This window comes from Kitasatospora sp. NPDC001664, assembly GCF_053596675.1.
In genome coordinates this window covers 106,728-131,847 of sequence record NZ_JBSFGS010000010.1, presented here as the reverse complement: position 1 = coordinate 131,847, position 25,120 = coordinate 106,728, and the positions used below count along the sequence as shown (strand labels likewise).

Sequence of the window (25,120 nt, the reverse complement as noted above, 5' to 3'; positions counted from 1 at the left end):
GCGCCGCGGCCGGGTCACCATTCGGCGACGAGCGGTGCGTCCGGGGAGTGCTGCTGCCAGGCCTCGGTGAGACGGGTGAGGCGGGCGGGGGCGCCGATGCCGCGCACGGTGGCGATTCCTCGGTCGGTGACGTCGAAGGTCACGGCGCCGATGATCCGGCCGTCGACCACGAAGAGGACGGCGGGAGCGCCGTTGACGGGTGCGTAGTGGACGGCGGGAGTGCCGCCTGCCAGCCGCCGCTTCGCGGGGGTGGGCCGCCAAGCGGCCCGCACCATCGCGGCGACGCGCTCCGGAGTGTCGTAGCGCAGCAGTGTCGTAGCCAGGCCGGCGGCGTTGGAGTCGGAGACCGCGGTCGCGTCGCCGGTGAGCAGCGCCACCAGGCGGTCGGTGCGGCCGGAGGAGGCCGCGGCGAGGAACTCCTCGACGATCCTGCGGGCGGTCGCCGGGTCGACCTCGCCACCGGCGCGGCGGGCGGTGGTGAGGTGCTGCCTGGCCCGGTGGAGGTGCTGCTGGCTCGCGGACTCGGTGATGTCGAGGATCTCGGCCATCTCGGCGTGGCCGTAGGAGAACGCCTCGCGCAGGACGTAGACCGCCCGCTCGAGGGGCGAGAGGCGTTCCATGAGGGTGAGTACGGCCAGGGAGACCGATTCGCGCTGCTCGAAGGTGTCGGCCGGGCCGAGCATCGGGTCGCCGTCGAGGAGCGGCTCGGGCAGCCAGGCCCCGACGGCGCGCTCGCGGCGCACCCGGGCCGAGCGGAGCCGGTCCAGGCACAGGTTGGTGACGACCTTGGTCAGCCAGGCCTCCGGCACCTCGATCCGCCGGCGGTCGGCGGCCTGCCAGTGCAAGTACGCGTCCTGCACGGTGTCCTGGGCGTCGGCGGCGGAGCCCAGCATCCGGTACGCCAGCGAGGCCAGCCGGTTCCGGCTGGCCTCGAACCGGCTGGTGTCGAAGGCGTCGGTGACGGTGCTGTCCACGATGGTCACCCTAGCGAGGCGGCTACGCGACGGTCTTCGCCGGGTGGACGGTCTTCGTCCGGGTGGACGGGTGCGGCACGGCGGCCAGGCGGTGCCTGCGCCGGGGCAGGCCGAAGGTGGGGTGCGAGGTGGTCCACAGCGACATCCCGAGGATGGCCGACTTGATCCGGGCCGCCTTGCGGCCGCCCAGGAACTTCGGCTTGGCCCGCGCCTCGTCGTCGACCAGCTGCAGGATCCCGTCCCGCCGCCCGAGGCTGATGTGGTTGCCCAGGTACTCCAGCTTGGTGTTCGCGATCTCGCGGCCGGTCAGGCACCCCACGATCGCGTTCGTGGCCTGCATGCCGGTGTAGCCGGCCGAGGCGCAGGACATCGGCAGCGGCCGGCCGTTGTCGCCGGTGGCGTGGGCGCTGTCGCCGACCGCGTAGACCTCGGGGTGCGAACGTGAGCGCATGGTGCGGTCGACGACGATCCGGCCGTCCTCGTCGACCTCCAACCCGGCTGCGGCGGCAAGGGAACTGACGGCGAATCCGGCCGTCCACACCGTCGCGTCGCAGGCCAGTGCGGTGCCGTCGGCGCACAGCACCCGCGTCGCTTCGACGGCTTCGACGCCGGTGTGCTCCAGGACGGTGACGCCCAGCCGCTCGCAGGCCCGGCGCAGGTGGACGCGGGCTCCGTCGGAGAGCGGGGCGCCCAACTCGCCGCGGGCGAGCAGCGTCACCGACAGGCCGGGCCGGGACTCGGCGATCTCGGTGGCGGTCTCGATGCCGGTCAACCCGTCGCCGACCACCAGCACGCTCCCTCCTCCGCGCCGCTCCTCCAGGCGGTCCAGGTGCTCGCGCAGACGCAGCGCCGCCGGGCGGCTGGTGACGTGGAAGGCGTGCTCGGCCACCCCGGGGACGCCGCGGTCGGCGGCGTGGCTGCCCAGTGCGTAGACGAGCGTGTCGTAGCCGAGCTCGCCGCCGTCGGTGCCGGTGTCGGAGTCGGAGTCGGCGGCCGCCAGCGCGACGGCCCGGCGCTCGGGGTGGACGGCGGTGACGCGGGCCAGGCGGAGTAGTACCCCGGTGTCCGCGAAGACCTCGGCCAGCTCCGGGGCCTCGATCTCCTGGCCGGCCGCGAGCTGGTGGAGCCGCAGCCGCTGGACGAAGTCCGGTTCGGCGTTGACCACGGTGATCTCGGCGTCCACCGGGGACAGGCGGCGGGCCAGGCTCCCGGCCACATAGGCCCCGGCATACCCGGCGCCGAGAACGACGATGCGGTGCTTCATGTCCTGCTCCTGTCGGTTCGCTTGGCTCTCGCGGACTTGAGCGGAGCAGCGGCCCGATTGCTGACAGGAATCGCATGTGACCCGCACCACACCCCGGACGACGCTTGACGGCGGCTCGACACCTCCGCCATCTTTGCTCACACGTGCGACGAACAACCCTGTTCCGAGCAACATCAATCACCGAGGACTGCAGCGGCGGCCCCGTTCCGGGTGACGACCCGGCACGCCCTCGTCGAACCGGCCGACCTTGGAGCCCCCGTGAGCGCCTCCGCCCGCCGCCCTCAGAGCCCTCCCCCGCGACGCCGACGCTCCGCGCGGTTCGGCTCCGTCCTCCTCAGCCTCGCGCTGCTGCCGTCCGCCCTCTCCCTCGCCCTCGCTCCGCAGACCGCCGCCGCGGCCACCCTCCCCCCGGTGGTGCCGCAGCCCGTCAGCGAGACGGCCGTGGCCGGCGGCGGCTTCACCCTCACCGCGCAGACCCCGATCGCGGTCGTCTCCACCGCCCCGGACGCCCTCGGCGTCGGCAGCTACCTCTCCGCCCTGCTGGCCCCCGCCACCGGCTACGCCCTCCCGGTCTCCAGCGCCGCCAGTGCCCCGGCCTCCGGAGCGCTGGTCCTCGACCCCACGGGCCCTGCCGCGCTCGGCCAGGAGGGCTACACGCTCTCCTCCTCCGCCACCGGCGCCACCGTGACGGCGCACTCCGCCGAGGGCCTGTTCCGCGGCGTCCAGACGCTGCGTCAACTCCTGCCCGCCGCCGTGGAGTCCACCACCGTCCGCCCCGGCCCGTGGACCGTCTCGCCGGTGCAGATATCCGACGCGCCGCGCTACGCCTACCGGGGCGTGATGCTCGACGTGGCGCGCCGCTTCTTCTCCGTCGAGGACGTCAAGCGCTCCATCGACCAGTCCGCCGCGTACAAGATCAACACGCTCCACCTGCACCTGACGGACGACCAGGGCTGGCGCATCGCCGTCGGCGCGCTCCCCGCCCTGACCACCACCGGCGCCTCCACCCAGAGCGGATTCACCGGCGGCACCTCCTGGTACTACACCACCGCCCAGTACCAGGACATCGTGGCGTACGCGAAGTCCCGCTTCATGACGGTCGTCCCCGAGATCGACGGGCCCGGCCACACCACCGCCGCGCTCGCCTCCGTGCCCGGCCTCAACTGCAACAACCAGGCCAAGGCGCCCTATGCGGGCTTCGAGGTCGGCATCAGCCTGTACTGCCTCAAGGACACCCAGCACATCGCCAACGTCTCCGCCTTCCTCACCACCGTCATCGACGCCGTCGCCCAGCTCACCCCCGGCCCCTACGTCCACCTCGGCGGGGACGAGACCCCGCAGGCCACCACCGCCGAGTACGACGCCTACGCCAACGCCGCCACCCAGGCGGCCAGTTCACGCGGCAAGACCGTGATGGGCTGGCACCAGCTCGGGCAGTCCGCCCTCCCCGCCGGCAGCGTCCTGCAGTTCTGGGGCGACGCGAGCGACCGGGCGAGCGTCGGCACGGCCGCCGAGTCCACCGGCATCAAGCAGCTGCGCCACGCCGTCGCCCAGGGCGCCAAGTTCGTGATGTCGCCCAGCGACCACGCGTACCTCGACATGAAGTACGACAGCACCGTTCCGTACGGCCTGAGTTGGTCCGGCTACGTGAACGCCCAGAAGGCCTACGACTGGGACCCGTCCACCGTCACCGCCAAGACCGACGGCACCTCCCCCGTCGTCGCGGCCGCCGACGTGCTCGGCGTCGAGGCCGCCCTCTGGGCCGACCGCGCCTACCGCGGCTCCACCAGCCTGCCGACCTCCACCAGCCAGTTCCCGGCGCCCTCGGTCTACGCCGAGTACATGACCTTCCCCCGCCTGCCCGCCATCGCCGAGATCGGCTGGTCCCCGAAGTCCACCCACGACTGGGCGTCCTTCCGCGACCGCCTCACCGCCCAGGGCCCGCGCTGGACCGCCGCCGGGATCGGCTACTACGCCGCCCCCGACCTCACCTGGCCCACCACGCCCGGCACCCTGGACGGCGTCCACACCCTCACCATCGGCGGCAAGTCCCTGGACGTGCCCGGCAGTTCGACCAGCACCGGCACCCAGCTGGTCACCTGGACCACCCACGGCGGCACCAACCAGCAGTGGAAGTTCACCCGCCAGTCCGACGGCACCTACACCCTGGTCAACCAAGCCTCCGGCCTCTGCGCCGACGTCAACGCCGGCTCCACCTCCCCCGGCGCCGCGATCATCCAGTGGACCTGCTCCGGCACCACCAACCAACGCTGGACCGTCACTTCGGTGACCGGCGGCCACACCGTCGCCTCCGCCAAGAGCGGCCTCCTGCTCACCACCGCCTCCACGGCCGACGGCGCCCTCGTCACCCAGCAGACCAACTCCTCTTCTCCTCTGCAGGTCTGGACCCTGAACTGACGACCCGCCCCCAACACGCGACCGCCCGGGGCACGCACCCCCGCCCCGGGCGGACCACCACCGGCGACAGGCCCACGCTCAGGCGGCTACGTCAGGGAGGGCAAGGACACGATCCATCAGTTCCCGCAGCTCCTGATCCCGCAACACCACCTGGTAGCCGCCCTCCTCCAAGCGCTCACCCCACAGCCTGCGGTCCGACCGACGGATCGTCACCAGCGCCTCCCGGACCGCCGGACTGATCCCTCCGAGCCGGACCAGGTTGCCGAGAGCGTCCCGGAACCGCCAGAACCCGTCACCGCCGCCCGCGATCGCCAGCACGCACTGCTCCAGGGCAGCGCGGTCGTCACCGTGGCCGGACCGCCCGACCGGGCCGGGGTCCGCTCCGCTGAGGCGGGCAGCCAGTGCGGCGACCGCGCGGTGGTTCCCCTCGCAGTCCATGACCTCGCACGCCAGCAGGCTGGGGACGGCAGAGGCCGCCGCCGGCCCAATCGCGTCCAGGACTCCCATCGCGTGGGCCGACGTGAAGCTGTCGGCCAAGAAGGGGACGACCTCGGGAAGCGCCGGCAGGGCGTCCTCGCCCCAGAGTGCCAACCCGTCCAGGAAGGGACGTGTCACGCGATCCCTCGGCTCCGCGTGCCGGAGGACCTCACGGACCTCCGGCAGCAACAGGCTCGCCTGCGCCCGCAACGGCCCCAGGACGTCCACCAGATCCGGCCGTCGCGGGTCCCCGATCACATGGCTCTCCCAATCCTCCTCCCGGAACCGGAGTTGCTCCACCAGACCGGGCAGGGCCCGCGCGTCACCGATGCGCATCAGTGCCCACCGAGCGAAGTCGCCCACCCGCCCGTCGAACTCCTCGTCGGTCGACCGATCCTCCAGCAGCTCAGCCAGCCCGTCCGTGTACGGCGCCGCCCGCCGTCCCAGCACGGCGAGGATGTTCGCCGCACGCAACCTCACGCTCGCGTCCGGGAAGTCGAGCAACTCACCCGCCAGGGGCAGCAGTTCGGCATCGAACGACCGCCGGTCGGTGAGGATCCGCCACCCCAGGTCGAGAACTGCCCGCCACAGCAGCGCTTCCGGCCGCTGACGTGCCGACTGCGCCAGACGTCGAACGAACTCCGACTGCGCCACCCGGTCGGTCTTGAGCGACCAGAAGAACCACGAGATCACCTCCTCCCGCTCCAGCGAACCGTCGCAGTCGACCCGGCACCAGACCGTTCCGAACCGCGGCCGGACCTCGGGATCGGAGAGCGCGTCCACCAGGCGGGACATCCGACGCTCCGGCAGCTCACCGTCCACCCGCAGCGCTGCGTAGACCCCCGCCACCCAGAACACCGGGTCGCTCCCCGCCAGCACCTCCTCGATCACCTCACGTGCGCGATCGGCCATCGAGCCGCCTTCGGAAGCCGCCTCGTCACCGATGGCCAGCAGAAGCGCCATCCGCACCGTCGGATCCGTCTCGACACGCCACCGCTCCACCATGCGGGTGATCCCACCCGCCAACGCGATGGCCTCCCGCCGGACCGCCGGCACCGGGTCCGCCATCAACTCCCGGGCCCGGTCCCACTTCTCCGTCGGCAGGTCGGGCCCTCCCACGTGCGCGAGTACCCGGATCAGCTCCGTCCGGGGGCCGAACTCCTGATGCGCGGTCAGCTGGACGAGTAGCGGCAGGACCGCTTCGGCCAGGGGCGACAGGCCGCCGTCCAGGGTCACCAGGCGGTAGAGCGGTACGCAGTCCGCCTTGGTGGCCAGCGAACCCGCCGACACCAGGCGCTGCACGGCCTGCCGGAACTCCGCGACGGTGATGGAGTGGTCCCCCTGATCCAGCGCGTCCCAGGCCACCTCGTCCAACCTGCCCCGAAGTTCCGCAGCCACCGTCATCCCCACGCGCACAGCCCCTTCGTCACGTCCACGAACGGCGCTCATCCTCCGCCACGGACCGCCCCGCTGTCGCCGGATATACGGGTACCCCCGGCCCGGGGCCCAGGCTCACCGGTCAGGCCGTCGCGGCCGCCGGGGAGTTGGTGGCCACCTGGCGGAGGAAGTCGTCGTTGGTGGGGGTGCGCTTGAGGCGCTCGAGGAGGAGTTCGGTGGCCTGCTGGGTGTCCTGGGCGTTGAGGACGCGGCGCAGGGTCCAGGCGGCGGAGGTGCGGGCCGGGCCGAGGAGGAGTTCCTCGCGGCGGGTGCCGGAGGCGCGGACGTCGAGGGCGGGGAAGACGCGCTTGTCGGCGAGGCGGCGGTCGAGGCGGAGCTCCATGTTGCCGGTGCTCTTGAACTCCTCGAAGACCTGGTCGTCCAGCCGGGAGCCGGTGTCGACCAGGGCGGTGGCGAGGATGGTGAGCGAGCCGCCGTTCTCGGTGTTGCGGGCCGCGCCGAAGAGCCGCTTGGGCTCCTGGAGGGCGCCGGCGTCCAGGCCGCCGCTGAGGGTGCGGCCGTTGGAGGGCGCGGCGGTGTTGTGGGCGCGGGCGAGCCGGGTGATGGAGTCGAGCAGGACGACCACGTCGTGGCCGAGTTCGACCAGCCGCTTGGCGCGCTCGATCGCGAGGTCGGCGAGGGCGATGTGCTCGCGGGCGGGACGGTCGAAGGTGGAGGCGATGACCTCGCCGCGGACGGTACGCCGCATCTCGGTGACCTCCTCCGGGCGTTCGTCCACCAGGACGACCATCAGGTGCGCCTCGGGGTGGTTGCGGGCGATGGCGTCCGCGACGGACTGGACGACCATGGTCTTGCCGGCCTTCGGCGGCGCGACGATCAGACCGCGCTGGCCCTTGCCGATCGGGGCCACCAAGTCGACGACCCGGCCGGTGAGTTCGCGCGGGCCGGTCTCCAGGCGCAGCTGCTCCTGCGGGTACAGCGGCGTCAAGTCGTGGAAGGCGGGCCGGTGCTGGGGTCCGTCCTCGGTGCGGCGGCCGTTGACCGTGTCGATCCGCGCCAGCAGCGGACGGCGCTCGCCGCCGGCCGGGTGACGGTTGGAGCCGTTGCGAGGCTGGGCCGGGCCGGCGGGCTGCTGGGTGGCCCCGGTCAGGACGTCGCCGCGGCGCAGACCGAGGGCCCGGACCTGGCCGGGCGAGACGTGCAGGTCGGTGGGACCGGGCAGGTAGCCGGAGGTGCGCAGGAACGCCTTGCCGTCGCGGAGGTCCAGCACGCCGGCGGCCGGGAGCAGACCGTCGCGGTCGGGCTCGGGCGGCTGTGCGGGGACCTGGGCCGGCGGCCGGACCGTGGCGGGCGCGGCGGGCGCAGTGGCGGCGGCGCGCTTGGCGGTGATCGCCTCGACGAGTTCGCCCTTGCGCAGCCGGGAGTTGCCCGGGATGCCGAGGGCGGAGGCGAGGTGGTGGAGGTCGGCCTTCAGCAGGCCGTCCAGGGCTTCGGTGGTGCTCGGGTCGATGGTGCCCGGGTCGATGGTGGCGGCGGTGGTCATGGGTGCTCCTCTGGGAAGAATGCTGTGGTGACGGCACGTCCCGGCGGACCCGACGGCCAGGGGCGGGTCGGGAGCGCGGCGGGTGCCGGATGACCGCAGGAGCCGACGGCCCGGCCGCGAGGGATCGCGGAGCTTCGGGCGGGTTCGGCGGCGGTGCGGTGTGCTGCGGCTCCGTTGGAGGAGCCGGATGGCGTCGCGGCCGATCGGGCCCGCAGACGCTGTGAATGGTGGATCCGGTACCCGCGCTCAGGAGCAGCGGCGTCGGATGTCCACCTGTCGGCACTGTAACTCCTCCCGGCCGCGATTGCCAAGGATTACCCGGGAAGGCCGCGCACCGGCCCGCTCCCGGCCGCCTCCCCGCTCCACCCGTGGCCGCCCGTGGCAGCTCGGACCCGCGCGGACCCGGTCGGACCTGACAGGAGGTCAGGGCCGTAGCATCGGCGGATGCGGAAGATCGAAGCCCTGCTGCCGGGCATGGGCCGTGCCGACCAGGCCGGACTGCGGGCGCTGGCCCCGGAGGAGCTGGTCCGGTACGTCTGCGGGCAGCGCCACGCGTGGTGGCGGCGGAGGGACTGCGTCCTGGCCCTGGACGGCCGGGTGCCGGAGCGCCGGGTGCCGGAGCTGGTGGCCCGGATCCGGGATCCGCAGGAGGTGACCGAGGTGCGGATCGCGCTGCTCGACCTGCTGGGCGACCGACCGGAGCTGCTGCCCTGGCTGCGGGACGAGGAGCGGCAGGAGGACGGCGCGTACGGCCTGCGGGAGGCGGTGCTCAAGGCACGCGGGCGGCTCGGCGACCTCACGGCGGCACGGGAGTTGGCGACCCTGGCGTTCTCTCCCTGGCAGCACCACGAGGCCGTCGGGGAGGCGGGGCTGACCGGGCTGGTCGAGCGGGTGGGGGCCGCGGCGGTACTGGCCGAGCTCGGCGACGGACGGCCGGAGGACCGGTACTTCGCGATCCTCACCCGCTACCGGGCCGACCAGGACGTGACCGACGCGCTGGCGGACCCGGACCGTTCGGTGGCCTTCCGCTCGCACCGGCTGCAGTCCGACCCGGAACGGCTGCGCGCGTTCGCGGCCGCGGCTCCGACCGTGGAGGCCGCGCTCTGGGCGGCGTACACGCTGCACGAACTGACCGACGACATGATCGAACTCCGCCGCCTCTACAGCGAGTTGGGGAGCCCGCGGGTGGAGGTGCAGGGGCTGGACGAGGAGCTGCGGCGGGCCGTCCTGCACGAGTACGCGCCGTGGTGCCAGGTGGCCACCGATCCGCGGTGGCGGGTGGAGGCCCTGTGCTCCCCGCCACCCGAACCGGTGGACCAGGAAGGCCAGTTGGCCCGGGCGGTGGCCGCCCTCGACGCGGCCGGACTGTCGCCGCGGCCGCCGGTGCACTGCGGCGAGGACAACCAGCAGGGCGACGGCACCTACCACGTGATCCGGTACGGCGAGGAGCAGTCGGAGGAGCGGGTCCTGGTCAGCACGCTCGGCCCGTTCGCCACCGGCGAGGACGACGACTGCGCGGCCCGCCCACCGCTGGAGGCGGCGGGTCTTCGCTGGATCGACGGCGAGACCGGCTCGGTCATGGTGACCGGACTCCACGTCTACTACTTCGGCGCGCGCGGGCCGCTCGCCCTGGACACCCTGCTGTTCTACTGGCAGGACTGACGGCCCGGGCGGCCATCGGGCAGCCAGTCCGGCGGCCGGGTGATGGAAGATCGAGGGTGTGACCGAGAACCCTCCGGCCCCGGGCCCCGTCCACGTCGTGCGCGTGGGCTCCCGGACCGTCCCCGTGACCGACCGCGCCATCGCCGACGAGATCACCGCCCTCTGGAACAGCCAGGTCGGCGAGGACGCCCCCGCCCGGGCGTACGCCCGCGTCGTCCAGCGGGTCGACCGGTGGACGGATCCCGGCCCGGTCTGGGACCGCGTTCCGGACTGCCGGACGGTCTACTCCCGGCGTGCCACCGTCGAGCCGGACGGGTCGCTCGGTGGCGAGTGGACGGCCGAGGCGCTGCGCTGGGAGTTCGAGCCGGGCGCCTACACCACCCAGCCCTGCCGCTACCGGGTCGAGCAGCGGCCCGGCGGCCACTTCGAGGTCGAGGCCCAGGGCACCGACGTCCTCGAGGTCGCCGCCGGCTTCGAGGCGGCCCTCGCCGAGGCCCGCGCCCGGCTCTCCTGACGGACCGACAGCGGACGGCGGGCAGCGGTGCGGCGGGCAGCGGACGGCGGACGGCGGACGGCGGACGGCGGACGGCCGACGGCCGACGCGGCCTCAGGAAGCGCCCCGCGCCCGGCGGTCCAGGGTCGCGAGGGCCGTGTTGACGACCACCATCACCGCGAAGGCGGTGGCGCACGATGCCGCTCCCACCGCGTAGTACGCCGCCGCGGCTGCCCCGAACACCACGGCCTTCACGGCCAGGACCCCCGCCACCGGCAGGGCTATCCGGGCCTTCGGGGCTGCGAACATCCCCCACAGCACCGCCGCCGCGCCGGGCAGCAGCACAGCCAGCAGCACCCCGGCCACCGGACCCGGCGCCACGTGCCACCCCCACCACCCGAGCAACGCGAGGGCGGCCAGCTCCAGCAGGAAGGCCACGGTCTCGTTCACCAGGCGGAGCGGAACGGGAAGCTTCATCGGGGGGCGCCCTTCGGATCGCGTGCGGGTGCGTGCGGATGCGTGCGTGCGTGCGTGCGTGCGTGCGGGATGCGTGCGCGGGTGTGCGGCCCCATGCAAGCACCTCGGCGCCCGGCTGCCCACGGCTTTCCGGCCCGGCCTCACTTCCCGGTGATGCTCCACCCGCCTTCGCCCTGCTCAGCACCGCCACCGCCACCGTCACCGCCACCGCCACCGAGCGCGGCCCACTCGGCATCGCCGAGGCCGAAGGTGGCGCGGAGGTAGGCGGCGACCGCGTCGGCCAGGAGCGCGACGCGCTCGGGGTCCTCGTCGGTGGTCTCGGCGACCCGCTCGCCCGCGATGCCGCCCATGGTGTGCTCGGCCTCGGCGATGGTGAGCAGGCTCTTGGGGGACGGGCTGAGGTGGTAGGCGTCGGTGAACCACTCCGGCCCCCGGGTGGAGAGCTGCGACTGGTCCTTGCCGCCCGCGACGACCAGGGCCGGGGCTGTCATGGTGGAGAAGTCCGGCCTCATGAACGGGAGGTGCTCGGCGGCGAACGGGGTGAGGGTGTCGCCCGCCCCGGCGGCGGCGATCAGCGCTCCGGCCGACACCTTCGGGTGGGAGAAGTCCTCGCCGGGGGCCCCCTCGGCGTCGAGGACCCGGGCACCGAGGAGCGCCCCCGCGGTCTGGGCGCCCCAGGAGTGGCCGACCACCGCGATCCGCCCGGAATCGGCGCGGGTCTCCAGGCCGGCCAGGGAGAGGACCTCGCCGATCTGGTCGACGACCGCGTGCAGGTCGGCTATCCGTACGCGCCAGACGGTGGCGAAGCGCGGGTCCTCCCAGCCGATCGCGTTGCGGCGGGAGTCCAGGTGGGTGGGCTGCACGACGACGAATCCGGTGGCGGCCCACCGGTCGACGAGGGGCTGGTACCCGTCCAGCGACCAGGCGTTGCCATGCGAGAAGACGATCACGGGCAGGCTCGTGCCCGACCTGGGCGCGGTGACCCTGACCTGGAGGTCGACGCCCCGGCCGGGCGAGGACACGGGGATGGGCTTGACGGAGACGATCTGCTCGCCGAGGGCGTGGAAGGGCATGGCGGACCTGCGCTTTCTCCTTGGAGGGGCTCTGCCATAATTTGGCGGAGCAGCGTTCCGCCAACTTAACGGAACATTGTTCCGCGAGTAAAGCGAGCAGAGGGAGACAGCAGTGCCGGAGTCGGTCGGGGTGCGCCAGGCGCAGGCGCAGCGCACCCGCAACGGGGTGCTGGAGGCCGCGGCCGCGGTCTTCGTCGAGCAGGGCGTCCAGGCGCCCGTCCGCGACATCGCCGACCGCGCCGGAGTCGGCGTCGGCACGCTCTACCGGCACTTCCCGACCCGCGCGGACCTGGTCACGGCCGTCTACCGGCACCAGATCGACGCCTGCGCCGCCCTCGCGCCCCGGCTGCTGGCGGAGTCCGCCGCGCCGTTCACCGCGCTGACCGGGTGGGCGGACGCGTTCGCGGACTTCCTGGTGACCAAGCACGGTCTCGGCGCCGCGCTGGGGTCCGGCGACCCGGGGCTCGAGAACCTCCACGCCCTGATGCTCGACACCCTGGTCCCGGCCTGCGCGACCCTGCTGGACGCCTGCGCCGCCTCCGGTGCCCTCGCCCCCGGGATCACCGCCTACCCGCTCATGCGCGCGATCGGGAACCTCTGCATCACCGGCCCGGACTACGGCCAGGCCGACGCCAAGCGCATGATCGCCCTCCTCCTCGCCGGCTGCCGAGCCACGGCCTGACGCCGCGCCACCGACCCCCTCCGAGGGGGTCGGTGGCCGTGGATCGAGGGGCTCGGCGGGGTCGAGACCTCCGTCCGTCCGGAACCCCCCGAGGCGGGTGGGTTCCGGGGACGCAGGTCTCGACCGTGTCCGCTCGGCCAGGTGTGACGGAGGGTCAGCTCAGCGGACGGCAGAGCAGGACGTCGGGAACGCCGCCGTGGCTCCAGCGCCAGGTGTAGCCGACCCCGGCCAGGTACTCGCCGTCGCCGCACTGGCCCTTGTAGTAGCCGGGTGCCCAGTCGCTGCCGGTGGAGCCGCCGGTGGCGGGCCGGTTGTCGCCGTGGTCGAACCACGCGGTGCGGCCGGTGAGCGGTAGCGACCGCGCGGCGGGGGCGCAGAGCAGGGCGGCCATGGCGTTGCCGTTCACCGCGTAGCCGGCGGCGAAGGTGTTGTCGGGGCACTGGAGCTTGTTGTAACCGGAGGCCCAGTCACCGTGGTTGACGAACCGTTCGTCGGTGACCACGGTCCACCCCGTCCCGGAGGCGGTGCCGGGCTGTCCGGCGTCCGTGCACAGGCCCCGCGAGTCGCTGCGGCCCAGGCCGGTGAGGCGGCGGCCGTCGGGGCAGGTGCCCTTGCGGTTGCCGCTGCTCCAGTCGGCGCGGGCGAGCATGGTGCGGGAACGGTTCTGGTCGCCGAAGTCCAGGTTCAGCATGTTCCAGTGGTCGACCTGGGCGACGGGGCCGGTCCGGCCCGGGGCGTTGACCAGCTTGTTCCAGTCGACGGCGCGCCAGTCGGCGGGGTCGTTGACGGTGGTGGTGCGGCGGCCGGTGGCGTCGTAGTCGACCAGCGCCCAGTCGTCGTTGACCTCGCCGTTCGGCCTGGTCCAGCCGACCAGCGGCCACTGGGCGAAGTCGGTGTCGTTGCGGACCAGGATGTCGGTGAAGTTGCGCCACCAGGCCCGGTCCTTGGGGTCGGTGGAGCGGCTGCCGGAGCCGAACTCGCTGATCCAGACCGGTGCGGTGAAGTGCTGGCCGGCCGTTGTGACGAACAGCGCCTGGTCGTTGACCACCTGGATCAGCTGCTCGGGCGTCAGGTCGCGGTACCGGGGGTCGTTGGTCTCACCGTTCTGCCAACCCCCGCTCGCACCCGTGTGGTTGGGGCCGGTGTAGGCGTAGAAGTGCGCCGAGTAGACCAGCTTGCCGGAGTCGATCAGGGTGTTGGAGAGGGTGCGGACCGGGGTGAGGGTCGGGCGGCCGTGGCTGAACATCCCCTGCGGGATGCCCTGCCAGTTGATGCCCTCCATCACGATCAGCATGTCGGGGTCGGCCTGGAGGATCCGGTTGCCGGCCTCCTCCAGGACCTTGTAGAGGTCGTGGTCGTCACCCCAGCCCCAGTTGGGGTCGTCCCAGGTGTCACGGCGGACCTCGTTGCGCAGGTCCGCGCCGACCACCCGCTTGTCGTTCTTGTACCGGTTCACCAGGAACAGCCAGTCGTCGATCCACTGCTGGGTCGACTGGCCGCTGTTCCAGCGCTCGTTGCCGTCCAGGCCGCAGCAGAAGCGGTAACTGGTGGTGTGGTTGTTGAGGACGACCGCGAAGCCGTCGGCGGTGAGCGCGGCGACCACCGCGTCGTACACCTGGAGCGGGGTACGGCCCCGGAGATCGGGGTTGGCGGCGACGGCCGCGTCCGGGACGGGCGCGGTGTCACGGACCATCGCGTTGGCGAAGGGGAGCCGGACGCTGTTGATGCCGAGCTCGTGGAAGTCGGCCAGGATCCGGCTGATCGGGGTGCGGTCCAGGCCGAGCGGGATGTTGTTCGACTTCTGGTCGGCCTGGTGGTTGGTCACGTCGTTGACGTCGCCGCTGCCCTCGTAAGTCCCCTGGGCCCCGGCCCAGTTGCCCGACTTGAGTTTGAAGCGGTTGCCCGTGGCGTCGACCACGTACCGGCCCCGGGTGCTCAGCGGGCCGGTCCAGGAGGCGGCGAGCTGAGGTCCCGTCAACACGGTGGCCGACGCCGCGGCCGGGACGGCCGCAGGAGCTGCCGAGGCCGCGCCCGGGACGGCGACCAGCAGCAGTGAGGCGGTGGCGAGCACGGCCGGGAGGCCGCGTCCGCCGCGGAGGGTTCTGGTGGATCGCATGGCGAATCTCCAGGAGGGTGGGGTGGGTTGGGGTGGTGCGGCCCCGCGGCTGCCGCCCACGCGCGGCCCGGGGGGAACGGGGAGGGCGTCAGCCCTGGAGACCGTCGGCGGCGCTGCCCTCGACGATGCCCCGTCGGCCGCGCTGTGCTCCGTCTGCACTCATCTGGCGTCCTTCGGGGTGGAGGTGTGGGTGGGCTCCGGGCCGGCCGCACGGGGTGTGAGGGTGCGTCGGCTGCGCTGCGCCGGCGGAAAGGGCTGGTTCGGCGGCGCGGGTTGCGGGTCACGGGTCACGGGTCACGGGTCACGGGTCACGGGTCACGGGTCACGCTGGACGCCTAGGGGAACAGCGCCTGGATGCCCAGGACGGCGGCTCCGCGCGCCCAGTCCTCCCAGGGGAGCGGACGCAGGGTCAGGGGGCAGTTCGCCGCGGCCTTGAAGGTGTGCGCGGCGTAGGCGTCCTTGATGGGCGTGCCGAGCAGGTCGTAGGCGTCGAGCCCCTCGCCGGTGACCACGACGCGCTCGGGGCCGAACAGGTTGACCAGGGTGGCGATGCCGGTGCCGATCGCCCGTCCGGCGCGGGCGAAGGACTCGCGGGCGGCGGGGTCACCGCTGCGGGCGAGGTCGACGGCGCCGTCGAAGTCCAGCTCGGCGAGGCCGGTGGCGTTGCGGACCCGGGCCAGGATCGCGCTGCTGGAGGCCGCCGCCTCGACGCAGCCGGTCTGACCGCAGTGGCAGCGGGGCCCGTTCGGGTCGATGCTGATGTGCCCCAGCTCGCCGGCCACGCCGTAGGCCCCGGCGACCAGACGGCCGTTGACGACCAGTCCGGAGCCGATTCCCGCGCCGATGGTGACCAGCGCGAAGTGCTCGGTGCCGATGCCCTCGCCGAACCAGTGCTCGGCGGAGGTGATCGCCTTGACGTCGTTCTCCACGATGACGTTGAAGCCGGTCCGCTCCGCCACCAGTTCGGCGAGCGGGACGTCCTGCCAGCCCGGCAGCACGGAGTAGCGGACCCGGCCGGCGGGGCGGTCCACGTCGCCGGAGACCGCGATGCCGAGGTGGCGGATGCGCTTGCGGAAGCCGGGGTCGCGGCTGAGCAGCAGCTCGACGGAGTCGTGGACCAGCGCGCAGACGGCGGCCGGGCTGCGGTCCGCGCCGAGTAGCCGACCGGTGGTGGCCCGGACCCCGGCCCGCAGATCGCAGACCACGGCGTAGAGCGCGTCGGCACTGACCTTGACCCCGAGGAAGAACTCCCGGTCGACGGTGACGGCAAGGGGGTTGACCGGGCGGCCGGCACCCGGGGCGGTGCGCTCCGGGGGGAGTTCGTGCAGGTAGCCGTCGTCGATCAGGGGCCGGGCCGCCTTGGTGATCGCGGTTCCCGAGAGCCCGACGCGACGGGCCAGCTCGACGCGGCTGAGCGGCCCTTCGGCCAACAGCAGTGCGAGCAGGGCGGTTTCGGCCGGTGCGGTGACCAACGGCTGGCTGTGGGTGGGAAACACGGGGGCAATGTAGCGACGAATAAATAACTTCGTCCAGTATTGATTTCAGGCCATCTCACCCCCGCCCTCACGGGCTCCCGTACCCACCACCGCTCCCGCGAGGAGGCCGACCAGGCCTGCGCCATCGTCCCGCGCCGCAAGTGCAGCCGCCCCGTGGCGTGACGCCACAGCTGACCGCGGGCCCGGGACGACCTGCTCGACGCTGGCGTTCGGTCACAGGTCCGTCGCGCCTTCGTCGGGTCCCAGGGTTCGTCCGGGATGGCTGACCGAAGAGTCCTCCTCGAGCCGTCCGTTCTCCCGCCGGCGCGGGCCACCGGACTCGGCCGGGTCCCAGGTGAGAAGCGCGTTGCCACCCGTTGGCACCGCCCGTTGCATGCTGCCGCAACGCCGTGGCGACGGCACAGGATTCGAGCCGACCGGCCGGCCGCACCCACACCGGGAGCACGTCCTCGGCCGGCGCACCGTGCTCGACTTCCGTTCGGAGGACCTACGTGAACAGCAACACCCCCGGCCCCCTGGTGACCCAGCGGACCGCGCTCGTCCTGCTCCTGGGGGCCGTGTCCGCAACCGCCGCAGCCACGCTGACGCACCTGGCCGAGACCTCGTGGCCGCTGTCGGTGCTGGCAGGCCTGGGCGCGTTCACCTCGAGCGTCGCAACTGCCCACCGGCTGATCGGCTGAACCCGTGAACGGATACCACTCGCCGCCACCCGAGCCCGCACCGCGAACGCCGCTGCCGGCTGAACTGCCCGCAGCCGGCCGCCTCTTCGGGGGCGGGCGGCCGTGGCGGCGGGCGGCCGTGGTTGGGCCCTCGTGCAGATCCTCGCGTCCACCTGTGAGATCGGGGCCCTGCCCGGCGGTGGCAGACGCATCCGCGCTACCTTCAGCTACTGACCCCGCTCGTCCACGGTCCGGCCGACACCGGCTCAGGTCCCGTGCAGGATGCGGCCGTTCGACCGTCCAGCCGCCGACCGCCACGGGTGGCCGGGCCGGGAGTCCGTGACGAGGCGCACCGCCGAAGGAGAGGACACTCGATGGAGAACCCGCAGCCGACGATCCGCCCGTACCGCCCCGCCGACCGCGAAGCCGTGTACGACATCTGCATCCGCACCGCCGAGGCCGGCGGCGACGCCACCGGCCTCTACCGGAACGAGCAGGTACTACCGGACAACTTCGCCGGGCCCTACCTGGAGCTCGAACCCGGCCTCGCGTACGTCCTGGACGACGGCCGGGGCACCGCTGTCGGATACGTCCTGGGAACCAGCGACACCACCCGCTTCGTCACCGAGCTCCGCAGGCACTGGCTCCCCCGGGTCGGCCACCTCTACCCGGCGCCGGCCGGAGACCCGGCCGACGGCGACGAGCTGATGGCCATGCTGCTGCACACGCCCGAGCGGATGATCCTGCCCGAACTGGCCGACTACCCAGCCCACCTGCACATCGACCTGCTCCCGGCCTACCAGGGCCGCGGCTTCGGACGCCAACTGATCGAGCGTCTGCTCGACGCCCTGCACCGGGCGGGCGCACAGCAGGTGCATCTCGGGATGGTGAGCGCCAACACCGGCGCCCGGGCCTTCTACGACCGCACCGGCTTCCACCTCGTCCCGGTGCCCGACCCCGGCCCGCTGACCTACCTGGGCCGCTCGACCACGCGCTGAGCTCCCCCACGGTGGCGCTGTTCACGACTCGTGGCCCTGACTCCGGCTCAACTTCGACTTCGGCCAACGGCATCCGACGCAACCACGCAACCGTCCGGGCCGCCCTCACCACGACCCACACCTCCGGAGCGGTCGAAGGCAACGTGACCAGGATCATTCTGTGGAACCCGCGGTGTCAGGTTCCCGCGCATGACGGCGGCTCAGGGCACCGTGCTCTGCTCAACGGGGGAACATGTCGGCGTAGGGATCCGGTTCGTTGGTGAAGGGATCTCGTCCGGCCTTCCATCGGATCTGCTGCTCGCGCCAGTGAACGAATCCTGGAGAGGTCTCGCCCCAGAGGGAGGTATCGCTCAGGGGACACGTGGCGAGGTCAGCGGTGAAGATCCGCAGGAGGAAGCGGGCCATGCCGCAGTCGAACAGGGTCCAGCGTTCGTCGGTGTGCCGGCCGCAGACCAGGACCGGCCAGTTGTCCGGGTCGGGGTCAGTGGTGAGCCAGCACAGGAGATCAGGTCCGGATGTCTGGCCCCAGGGGAGGATGTGAGCCGGGTCGATATCGGGGCGCCACTGCGCGGGAGTGCGTTCCCATGTCGAGCGGGCACCCGAGATCTCGTCCTCGATGGCACCGGGATCCCACTGGATACCGTCCTTGTGCAGAGGGAGGAGGACACTCAGCAGGTCATCGATGCCCCCACCGCCGTAGAGCGACATGAACGCCTTGTAGTCGCCGGGCAGCCGGCAGTCCAGTCGTTCTTCGACCGAGGGCCAGTCCAGGGCCTCGTCAACGCCGAAGGTCGGGGCCATGACCTGGGCGAGTGCTGCGATATCCGGGTGCTCAGTCATGTGCCTCCCCTTCACTCCAGTTGGTCGGCTCAACCTAGCGGCTCGGGCGGACAGCACGGCCGACGGGTGCTACCTCGGGCCGGCGCATCGGTCTCAACAATCGGCAGTGCCACGGCGCCGGGAGGCAGGCTGAGCTCTCGTGGACCGTGCCCGGCCGGCGTCGGGACGTCGGCGAGCCGCTCAAGCAGACGATCGTCGAGGTAGGGCTTGAAGTCGTCGAGAACGGACGGGCGGTTCTGCCACTGGCCTCGGAAGAGATCGTCCGGATTCGTGGCGTCGGCAAGAGCCTTGACCGTGCGGTGATCCATGCCGAGCTGCCGTTGGACGGCGCGCTGCTGTGGCCCGCGGCCAGCAGGGCGTGCACCTCGGCGTGTCGGGCCCGGGTCCGGTCGGCGAACCGGAAGCCCGTTGGCCAGGGTGATCAGACGACGGAGGCCCGCCTAGGATCGACCGGGTCGATCGCGTGCTCGTCGAAGAGGCTCTCAAGAGCCTCCAGACCACCCTCCCCCCGGAAGTCCTTCTCTGCCCTTGTGATCGGCAAGAGCCACAGGATCCGAGCGTGGGCCCCACCCTCCCAGGAGCAGACCTCGAAGTCCGGGCCAAACGGATACGGCAGGCTCACCAGATAGTGATCACAGTCCGATTCGTCCAGCCACGGTCGACCGATGGGGACGGTGTGCCCGACATCAAGCCGCTGGTGAACGGGCCCGCAGTGGTAGTACGCGTTCACGGTGACGCTCTCCAGATTGACCCACTCGTCACGCGGCGCCGCGAGGAAGAACTCCAGCCCGTGACCGTCGACCTGCGTCGACTCCCAGCACCCCGACGTCACGTACAGCCACCAGTCACCCGGATGGGCGGGATGGATACGGAAGATCCGGAACCCGCGCACGCGGTCCTCGATCGGCCCCTCCGCACCAGCGAGCTCATCGATGACACGGCCCGGAAACGTGCTGCGAAGGTGGTCGAGCAGAGCAGTGCGTGCTGCGGCGTTCGGCATCCGATCATGATGCCCCAGAGCATCAGAGCTCGTCGGCCGGAGTGCGGGCCCGGGCCCGATCACACTGATTGCGACAGACCCCCTTCATCTGTACCCGACTGAGCACTTTGACGAGTCCGCAGACAGCTGTTGTCGAGCTGCCGCGCATGCCAACGGTGGCGATGGGCTCAGACACGCACATCACCCCCAGGGCGGCTTGCCGGTGCCCTCCGCCCAGAGGGCGAGGGCGCGGCGGTCGAGGGTGCGGATCCCGACCTGCTCGCAGAAGGCGGCGGCGGCCTTGGTGTAGGTGCTGGTGGTGACGACGACGGCGAGGTCGCAGTGGTGGACGTCGCGGTAGGTGCCGTTGACCTTCTGCACGTCCTGCGAGCCGACCAGGGTCCTCGGTCCGTAGCGCTTGGCCTGGATCAGGATGCGCCTGCCGGTGGGCGTGGTGGCCAGGATGTCGGCGGCCAGATCGCCGGCGCCGCCGACCACGGTGACCTTCGTGCAGCCGTCGCGCCTGCACAGCACCGCGAGGGCGTGCTCGAACTCCTTCGGGCTCATCGCCAGGAACGGGCCGATGTGCCGCAACTGGGCCGCCTGGGCCTCGAACGCGCGGCGGCCCGCCAGTACCCGGCGGCGCACCAGCACGACCGCCGTGGCGAGCACGGCGCCCGCCACGGTGAGCAGGATCAGCAGGTGCTGAAGGAGCCAGCCCACCACGGAGACGGCGAGGACGACGGCGACCAGGGCGCCGATGCCGAGCAGCATGGCGCTGTCGCGGGCGGCCCGGGTCCGGCGGCGGGCGGCCGCCCGGCTCCGCCCCCGGCCGCGGGGTCGTCGTGCTGGTGCCCTGCCTGCCACGGTGCTCCCCTCCGACGCACGGTGTGAAGGGCGATCGTAAGAACGCCAGGCTTCCGGGCGCGGCCGGTTCGTGGCAGGACGGCCGGTCAACGACACAGGAATGACCGGAACACGACCTGCCCCGGCCGAGCTCCCCCACCCGGGCGACGCCGACTTCCGAAACCCTGCCCGACCGCCCGCGCCTTCTGGCATGCTCACTCGGAGTTTCCGGACTGTCACCAGGGGTGGGGCATGGAGTACACCGTCAGCGCGACCTTCGTCGTGGGCGTCATCATCGTCCTGCGCCTGATGCGCAGGACGGAGTCGCGCTCCCGCGTCGACGAGAAGGTGACCGCCCTGAGCTGCATCACCTTCGGCATCCTGATCGCCGCGACCCCGCTCGGCCAGGGCATCCTCAACCTCGTCGCCGGCGCCGCCCAGGCCACCCGGTGAACCGTCACGGCACTGCTCGGTAGAGGTGGGGACACTCCGCATCCATCGTGGGCCGCACGGTCGACCGGCAGACCGGAAGCCCGGCGTCGGCGCCTTCGCGCCGAGGCAGTGCAGGCACTCGGTCGCAGGGCGACGTCCACGGCGGAGAGGTCTCAGCATTCCTGGTCGAGAGCTGGTCAGGCACGCCGGTGCGGCGTGCCTGACCAGCTGGGCGCAGGGCCCTGAGCGCATGAAGACCATCAAGCGCGGCGCCAGTAGCCGGATCCGTGCTCTATGAATTCCAGAACACCGGATAGAATTTCTGATTGATGGCCATGTTCTTGCCGTCGCACGGCCAGAAGCTCTCGTAGCCAGGATTGTCACCCATGGCATCGAGGCACATCGACGGATTCCACACGCTCCTGAGCTGCCAGGCGCCGGGATCGAAGGTGCTCCAATACAGATGGAACATCTGCGTGGTCAGATTGTCCTGACACGTGTACTGATCCATCACGGTTCCCGGCGTGGAATAGATTCCGTTGTACATGTCCAGACAGAGGCCGGTGTCGACATTCTGGAGGCGGAATTCCCACTCGACGGCTCCCGCCTTCAGAAGCCTCCACCGCGTGCGGGAGTCAGTGTCCTTGGTCCCGGTCGCCGTGATTTTTGCCCCGCGAGCACCGCTCTCGGCCCGCATGAAGGCGTCGTGCTTCTGGTCGGTCAGGCTGACCACGTCGCCGGCCGCGGCGAGGTGCTGGCGGAAGAAGACCGGCGCATGATCCGCGTTGTTGATGACCCACGGGGGGAGCTCACCCCGGAAGTTCGGCATGATGCGACTCGATACCATGTAGTCCAGCTCATGACCCGCGTCATGGGTCATGACGTTGTCACCCACACGATAGATTCGCCCGGTTCCGGCCATGGCGTCCGACGCTATCTGATGGACCGCTGGCGTTGGTTCCAGATTGAAGTCCCCCAGAACAGTGACTCCCCAGTTGTTCTGGTGACCCCAGGCGTAGGCGCTGTTGAGCATCTGCTGGAACGGGACGAGGTTGTTCCCGCCCGAAGGCAGGTGGACATTGAAATAGACGTCGTCCTGGAAGCGGAGCCCGAGAGCGGCGCGACCGGTGGCCCCGCCCGGAGCGGCGACCAGGACCTGGTCCGCCGCCGTCGCCGAGACGAAGGCGAAATTCACCCGCCCACCGTGTGCGTCGTTGTCGACGCCGGACATCCAGTAGACATGGTAAACCGATCCCCCGCCGGCATTCCAGTGATAGTACTCCACGGTCCTGTAATTGGCCGTTATCGTCCCCACGTGCTGCATGTTCGCCATTCCGGCCGGGTCCGCCCCGGCCTCCTGGACTGCGAGCAGGCGGTTCTGGTTCATGAGGGTGCGATATTGGGGCCACCGTGCCCCCTGCGAATTCCAGGTCGCGACCCCCCGACCAAAGGCGTTGAGCTCATTGGGCGCGAAGGCGTGCGCCACAGGGGCGGGCACCACGACCAAGGTCACGATCATTCCGAGCAGCGCCAACAGCAGGGCCGTAGCCCTGGGTAGGCCGGGGAACAGTTTCATGCGGGACATTTCCATCCTGCTTTCATGGGCGATTGCCTGGACGGAGCACGGGAACCGGGCAGAAAGTCGTGCCGCGAACGCGGAGCCTCGGGAGGCTCCGGAACTGCCCTCGATCACTCACAAGGGCCGCCGCAAGCCATGGCGGATTCGGCCTCGGCCCCCGGCTCTGGCTTCGCGTGCCATGACGCAGCGTCACTTCTCGTAGTGCATGTGCAACTCTGTGACCGGCATCCGCCGCTGTCAACGGGCCGTCAGTATGCGGCCCGTACTTCCCGGCACGACTGCCCGATCGGGCAACGGCCTCCCCCCGTCCGGGGCTATTCCCACCTTCCCTCCGTGAGGAGTCCTGCTTGGCGAACGACGCCCACGGGGTCCGATTCGCCCCGAACGGGTCCATCGGACGGTCACGGCCGCTCGGACCGGAGCGGCCCGGGCTGCCGGGTGCACCGGCGGAGCCGGCGACCAGTGCGCAGGCTCTGCTGGATCAAGTGCCCGACGGCGCACGGTCGTTCGTGGCGTGCAGCCTGGACAGCACCTCGCTACGCCGCGAACGTCGCCGGGTCGCGAGCGACCTGCATCCGAGTGCCGGGCGGCGGGTTCGCATGATGGGGCGTCAGGTGCAGCCAGGCGCAAGCTGGAGAGGCGCCACCCGGGCGCGAGGCAGCAGGTGCCCGTCCCCGGGGCCGCGCCTGTTCCGCCCGGACGCACGGTGCCGCTCTTCCGGTGCTCGCTCCCCGTCCTGTTCGCCACCGCCGTCGGCTTCACCGGCCCGGGCCCGTGGCGAGGCCCCCGTGGCGGGCGGTGGCCCGGCCGCCACGGGGGCCGTTGTCGGACGGTCAGGCGGCGGTGCAGGTGAGGGTCGGGGCCGGGTTGCTGCCCGCCCAGGTGCCCTGGAGGCCGAAGGTGGTCGAACTGCCGGGTGACAGCGCGCCGTTGTAGGAGAGGTTGGTCGCGGTGACGGTGGCCGCCGACTGCTGGGCGGTCGCGTTCCAGGCGCTGGTGAGCTGCTGGCCGTTCGGCCAGGTCCACCTCACCGACCAGGACTTCGTGGCCGCGGTGGTGGCGGTCACCGTGACGGTGGCGTTGAAGCCCGGGGTCCACTGGTCGTTGAGGCGCCAGGCCGCCGTGCAGCCCGCGCTGCCGCCGCCGGTGCCGCTCGTGGTGGCGCTCACGGGGGCGGAGGCCGCCGAGACGTTTCCGGCCGCGTCCCTGGCTCGGACGGTGTAGGAGTACGCGGTGGCGGCGGTCAGCCCGGAATCGGTGTAGGTGGTGCCGGAGGCCGTACCGGCCAGGGTGGTGCCGCGGTAGACGTCGTAGCCGGTGACGCCGAGGTTGTCGGTGGAGGCCGTCCAGGAGAGGGCGACGGTGCTCGCGGTGCTGCCGGTCACGGTGAGCCCGGTGGGCGCGGAGGGCGCCTGGACGTCGCCTCCACCGCCCGGGGAGCCGAAGCCGGGTGCCTTGACGTCCGTCAGGTAGGCGTCCTTGGTGGTGTTGACGGTGGTCCAGTCGTCGTTCAGGATGCCGCCGGTGTCACCGGAGTTGGGGTTCCAGGACCAGAACGTCCAGCTGATGCTGTCCGCGCCGTGCTGGGCCGTCGGCCGCATGTACTGGACCAGTGCCTTCAGCCACTTCTGGTCGACGGCGGCCTGCAGGGTCGTGCCGAACTCGCCGACCCACACCGGCGCGACGTTCTGCTGGAACAGGTAGCCCCAGTTGCGGTCCCAGACGCCCGGCATGTTGGCCGGGAAGGACGGGTCGTCGAACCAGCTCTGCTGCGCCACGCTGGTGGCGTAGTCGTGCACCGAGTAGACCAGGCGGTTCGGGACGTCCAGCCGGACGGGGTACTGCGCGGCGCCCTGCAGGTTGCCGCCCCACCAGTACGAACTGCCGTTGAAGGTCTGGTTCCCCTCGACGAAGACCAGCAGCTGCGGATTGGCGGCGAGCACCGCGTTGCCGGCCCGCTCGGCCGCCAGGCGCCAGTCCAGGGCCGGGTCGCCGCAGCCCCAACAGGCCGGGTCGTGCGGCTCGTTGTGCAGGTCGATGCCGATCACGGTGGGCTTCCCCGCGTACCGGGTGGCCAGCGCGCTGAGGTGGGCGATCCAGGTGGACTCGGGGACCGCGGCGGTGTACCAGAGGGCCGACTGCCCGTTGGCGTCCGGACGGTGACGGTCCAGGATCACCTTCAGGCCGGCCGCTCCGGCCTGGTCGACGATCTTGTCCATCACCTGGAGCGAGTTCAGCCCTTGAAGATCGGCGTTGAGACCGCCCGAGGTGTTGAGGCCGGCCGGCGAGGTGCCCTTGAAGAGGTCGTCGCTGTAGGGGAGCCGGATGGCGTTGTAGCCGAGGGACTTGATCTGGTCGATCATGCTCTTGTAGTCCCGGGTCCAGAGCCCGTGCGGGACGTAGTTGGCGGTCTCGAAGCCGAACCAGTTGACGCCCGCGATCCGGACCGGGCGGTTGGCCTCGTCGAGCAACTGGCGGCCGTTGGTGTGCCAGTAGCCGGACCCGACCGCGCTGCTCACGGCGGGTGCGGACACCGGCGCGGCGGCTTGGGCGGTTCCGGTGGCCCGGGCCGTGGCGGTGGTGGGGGCGATCGCGGCGGGGGCGATCACGGTGGTCGTGGCGAGGGCGAGGCCCAACAGGGCGTCGCGCAGGCGGCGTACGGGGTGGGGCACGTCGCTGGTCCTCTCTGGGACGGGCCCGGCGGAATCAGGAGT

21 protein-coding genes are annotated in these 25,120 nt (G+C 71.9%); 7 read left to right on the top strand and 14 right to left on the bottom strand.

Annotated elements, in window-relative coordinates:
* Window positions 1-14 precede the first annotated feature (14 nt).
* Together ACWCYY_RS16245 and ACWCYY_RS16240 are read right to left on the bottom strand one after the other, a co-directional pair.
* Window positions 15-974 (bottom strand): sigma-70 family RNA polymerase sigma factor, encoded by a 960-nt coding sequence (locus ACWCYY_RS16245; protein WP_345282891.1) that lies wholly within the window; start codon window positions 972-974, stop codon window positions 15-17.
* Between the two features lie 22 nt (window positions 975-996).
* Window positions 997-2,238, bottom strand: a complete 1,242-nt coding sequence (locus ACWCYY_RS16240) for an NAD(P)/FAD-dependent oxidoreductase (protein ID WP_449796380.1) — start codon at window positions 2,236-2,238, stop codon at window positions 997-999.
* A gap of 258 nt (window positions 2,239-2,496) precedes the next feature.
* On the opposite strand from ACWCYY_RS16240, the gene ACWCYY_RS16235 reads away from it, so the two are divergent.
* On the top strand, window positions 2,497-4,656 hold the full coding sequence (locus ACWCYY_RS16235) for a family 20 glycosylhydrolase (RefSeq protein WP_449796379.1): 2,160 nt from the start codon (window positions 2,497-2,499) through the stop codon (window positions 4,654-4,656).
* 78 nt (window positions 4,657-4,734) lie between these two features.
* Here ACWCYY_RS16235 and ACWCYY_RS16230 read toward each other — a convergent pair whose 3' ends face one another.
* A complete protein-coding gene (locus ACWCYY_RS16230; protein ID WP_449796378.1) occupies window positions 4,735-6,582 on the bottom strand; it encodes a hypothetical protein in 1,848 nt (615 codons plus the stop codon).
* 70 nt (window positions 6,583-6,652) lie between these two features.
* Window positions 6,653-8,074: a transcription termination factor Rho gene (rho, locus tag ACWCYY_RS16225; protein ID WP_449796377.1), complete on the bottom strand. Its 1,422-nt coding sequence runs from the start codon at window positions 8,072-8,074 to the stop codon at window positions 6,653-6,655.
* Window positions 8,075-8,518: 444 nt separating this feature from the next.
* On the opposite strand from rho, the gene ACWCYY_RS16220 reads away from it, so the two are divergent.
* Both ACWCYY_RS16220 and ACWCYY_RS16215 read left to right on the top strand, forming a co-directional pair.
* Window positions 8,519-9,736, top strand: a complete 1,218-nt coding sequence (locus ACWCYY_RS16220) for a hypothetical protein (protein ID WP_449796376.1) — start codon at window positions 8,519-8,521, stop codon at window positions 9,734-9,736.
* A gap of 58 nt (window positions 9,737-9,794) precedes the next feature.
* Entirely contained in the window at window positions 9,795-10,250 is a 456-nt protein-coding gene (locus ACWCYY_RS16215; RefSeq protein ID WP_380149941.1) for a hypothetical protein, read from the top strand.
* 93 nt (window positions 10,251-10,343) lie between these two features.
* Here the strand turns inward: ACWCYY_RS16215 and ACWCYY_RS16210 are convergent, their stop codons facing one another.
* Both ACWCYY_RS16210 and ACWCYY_RS16205 read right to left on the bottom strand, forming a co-directional pair.
* Complete coding sequence (locus ACWCYY_RS16210) at window positions 10,344-10,706, bottom strand: YrdB family protein (protein WP_380149940.1); 363 nt, start codon at window positions 10,704-10,706, stop codon at window positions 10,344-10,346.
* A gap of 140 nt (window positions 10,707-10,846) precedes the next feature.
* The gene (locus ACWCYY_RS16205; protein ID WP_449796375.1) at window positions 10,847-11,779 is read right to left on the bottom strand and encodes an alpha/beta hydrolase family protein; all 933 of its coding nucleotides are present in this window, start codon (window positions 11,777-11,779) and stop codon (window positions 10,847-10,849) included.
* 112 nt (window positions 11,780-11,891) lie between these two features.
* Between ACWCYY_RS16205 and ACWCYY_RS16200 the strand changes: the two genes are divergently transcribed.
* Window positions 11,892-12,461 carry a TetR/AcrR family transcriptional regulator gene (locus tag ACWCYY_RS16200; RefSeq protein WP_380149938.1) on the top strand — a complete coding sequence of 190 codons (570 nt, stop codon included), beginning with the start codon at window positions 11,892-11,894 and terminating at the stop codon, window positions 12,459-12,461.
* 154 nt (window positions 12,462-12,615) lie between these two features.
* On the opposite strand, the gene ACWCYY_RS16195 is transcribed toward ACWCYY_RS16200, so the two are convergent.
* Complete coding sequence (locus ACWCYY_RS16195; protein WP_449796374.1) at window positions 12,616-14,577, bottom strand: glycoside hydrolase family 5 protein; 1,962 nt, start codon at window positions 14,575-14,577, stop codon at window positions 12,616-12,618.
* A gap of 335 nt (window positions 14,578-14,912) precedes the next feature.
* A complete protein-coding gene (locus ACWCYY_RS16190; protein ID WP_449796373.1) occupies window positions 14,913-16,073 on the bottom strand; it encodes an ROK family protein in 1,161 nt (386 codons plus the stop codon).
* 491 nt (window positions 16,074-16,564) lie between these two features.
* Between ACWCYY_RS16190 and ACWCYY_RS16185 the strand changes: the two genes are divergently transcribed.
* Both ACWCYY_RS16185 and ACWCYY_RS16180 read left to right on the top strand, forming a co-directional pair.
* Complete coding sequence (locus ACWCYY_RS16185) at window positions 16,565-16,753, top strand: hypothetical protein (RefSeq protein WP_449796372.1); 189 nt, start codon at window positions 16,565-16,567, stop codon at window positions 16,751-16,753.
* Window positions 16,754-17,106: 353 nt separating this feature from the next.
* Window positions 17,107-17,730 carry a GNAT family N-acetyltransferase gene (locus ACWCYY_RS16180; protein ID WP_449796371.1) on the top strand — a complete coding sequence of 208 codons (624 nt, stop codon included), beginning with the start codon at window positions 17,107-17,109 and terminating at the stop codon, window positions 17,728-17,730.
* A 219-nt stretch (window positions 17,731-17,949) separates the two neighbouring features.
* Here ACWCYY_RS16180 and ACWCYY_RS16175 read toward each other — a convergent pair whose 3' ends face one another.
* The 4 genes from ACWCYY_RS16175 to ACWCYY_RS16160 all read right to left on the bottom strand — a co-directional run bounded on the left by ACWCYY_RS16175 (window position 17,950) and on the right by ACWCYY_RS16160 (window position 20,416).
* Entirely contained in the window at window positions 17,950-18,570 is a 621-nt protein-coding gene (locus ACWCYY_RS16175) for an SMI1/KNR4 family protein (protein ID WP_380149933.1), read from the bottom strand.
* Window positions 18,571-18,599: 29 nt separating this feature from the next.
* Window positions 18,600-18,878, bottom strand: a complete 279-nt coding sequence (locus ACWCYY_RS16170; RefSeq protein ID WP_449796370.1) for a hypothetical protein — start codon at window positions 18,876-18,878, stop codon at window positions 18,600-18,602.
* Window positions 18,879-18,991: 113 nt separating this feature from the next.
* A complete protein-coding gene (locus tag ACWCYY_RS16165) occupies window positions 18,992-19,570 on the bottom strand; it encodes a suppressor of fused domain protein (protein ID WP_449796369.1) in 579 nt (192 codons plus the stop codon).
* A 180-nt stretch (window positions 19,571-19,750) separates the two neighbouring features.
* Window positions 19,751-20,416, bottom strand: coding sequence for a restriction endonuclease (locus ACWCYY_RS16160; protein ID WP_449796368.1), 666 nt, complete (start codon window positions 20,414-20,416; stop codon window positions 19,751-19,753).
* Window positions 20,417-20,647: 231 nt separating this feature from the next.
* Between ACWCYY_RS16160 and ACWCYY_RS16155 the strand changes: the two genes are divergently transcribed.
* Window positions 20,648-20,848 carry a hypothetical protein gene (locus ACWCYY_RS16155; RefSeq protein ID WP_449796367.1) on the top strand — a complete coding sequence of 67 codons (201 nt, stop codon included), beginning with the start codon at window positions 20,648-20,650 and terminating at the stop codon, window positions 20,846-20,848.
* A gap of 271 nt (window positions 20,849-21,119) precedes the next feature.
* On the opposite strand, the gene ACWCYY_RS16150 is transcribed toward ACWCYY_RS16155, so the two are convergent.
* Together ACWCYY_RS16150 and ACWCYY_RS16145 are read right to left on the bottom strand one after the other, a co-directional pair.
* Window positions 21,120-22,403, bottom strand: coding sequence for an RICIN domain-containing protein (locus ACWCYY_RS16150; protein WP_449796366.1), 1,284 nt, complete (start codon window positions 22,401-22,403; stop codon window positions 21,120-21,122).
* Window positions 22,404-23,239: 836 nt separating this feature from the next.
* Entirely contained in the window at window positions 23,240-25,078 is a 1,839-nt protein-coding gene (locus tag ACWCYY_RS16145) for a cellulase family glycosylhydrolase (RefSeq protein WP_449796365.1), read from the bottom strand.
* Window positions 25,079-25,120: the final 42 nt, after the last annotated feature.

Excerpts from the sequence above, each read along its gene's own strand:
- ACWCYY_RS16240 (WP_449796380.1), bottom strand. The coding sequence starts at position 2,238 with ATGAAGCACCGCATCGTCGTTCTCGGCGCCGGGTATGCCGGGGCCTAT.
- ACWCYY_RS16230 (WP_449796378.1), bottom strand. The coding sequence starts at position 6,582 with ATGAGCGCCGTTCGTGGACGTGACGAAGGGGCTGTGCGCGTGGGGATG.
- rho (WP_449796377.1), bottom strand. The coding sequence starts at position 8,074 with ATGACCACCGCCGCCACCATCGACCCGGGCACCATCGACCCGAGCACC.
- ACWCYY_RS16220 (WP_449796376.1), top strand. The coding sequence starts at position 8,519 with ATGCGGAAGATCGAAGCCCTGCTGCCGGGCATGGGCCGTGCCGACCAG.
- ACWCYY_RS16210 (WP_380149940.1), bottom strand. The coding sequence starts at position 10,706 with ATGAAGCTTCCCGTTCCGCTCCGCCTGGTGAACGAGACCGTGGCCTTC.
- ACWCYY_RS16205 (WP_449796375.1), bottom strand. The coding sequence starts at position 11,779 with ATGCCCTTCCACGCCCTCGGCGAGCAGATCGTCTCCGTCAAGCCCATC.
- ACWCYY_RS16195 (WP_449796374.1), bottom strand. The coding sequence starts at position 14,577 with ATGCGATCCACCAGAACCCTCCGCGGCGGACGCGGCCTCCCGGCCGTG.
- ACWCYY_RS16180 (WP_449796371.1), top strand. The coding sequence starts at position 17,107 with ATGGAGAACCCGCAGCCGACGATCCGCCCGTACCGCCCCGCCGACCGC.
- ACWCYY_RS16175 (WP_380149933.1), bottom strand. The coding sequence starts at position 18,570 with ATGACTGAGCACCCGGATATCGCAGCACTCGCCCAGGTCATGGCCCCG.
- ACWCYY_RS16170 (WP_449796370.1), bottom strand. The coding sequence starts at position 18,878 with ATGGATCACCGCACGGTCAAGGCTCTTGCCGACGCCACGAATCCGGAC.
- ACWCYY_RS16165 (WP_449796369.1), bottom strand. The coding sequence starts at position 19,570 with ATGCCGAACGCCGCAGCACGCACTGCTCTGCTCGACCACCTTCGCAGC.
- ACWCYY_RS16155 (WP_449796367.1), top strand. The coding sequence starts at position 20,648 with ATGGAGTACACCGTCAGCGCGACCTTCGTCGTGGGCGTCATCATCGTC.
- ACWCYY_RS16150 (WP_449796366.1), bottom strand. The coding sequence starts at position 22,403 with ATGAAACTGTTCCCCGGCCTACCCAGGGCTACGGCCCTGCTGTTGGCG.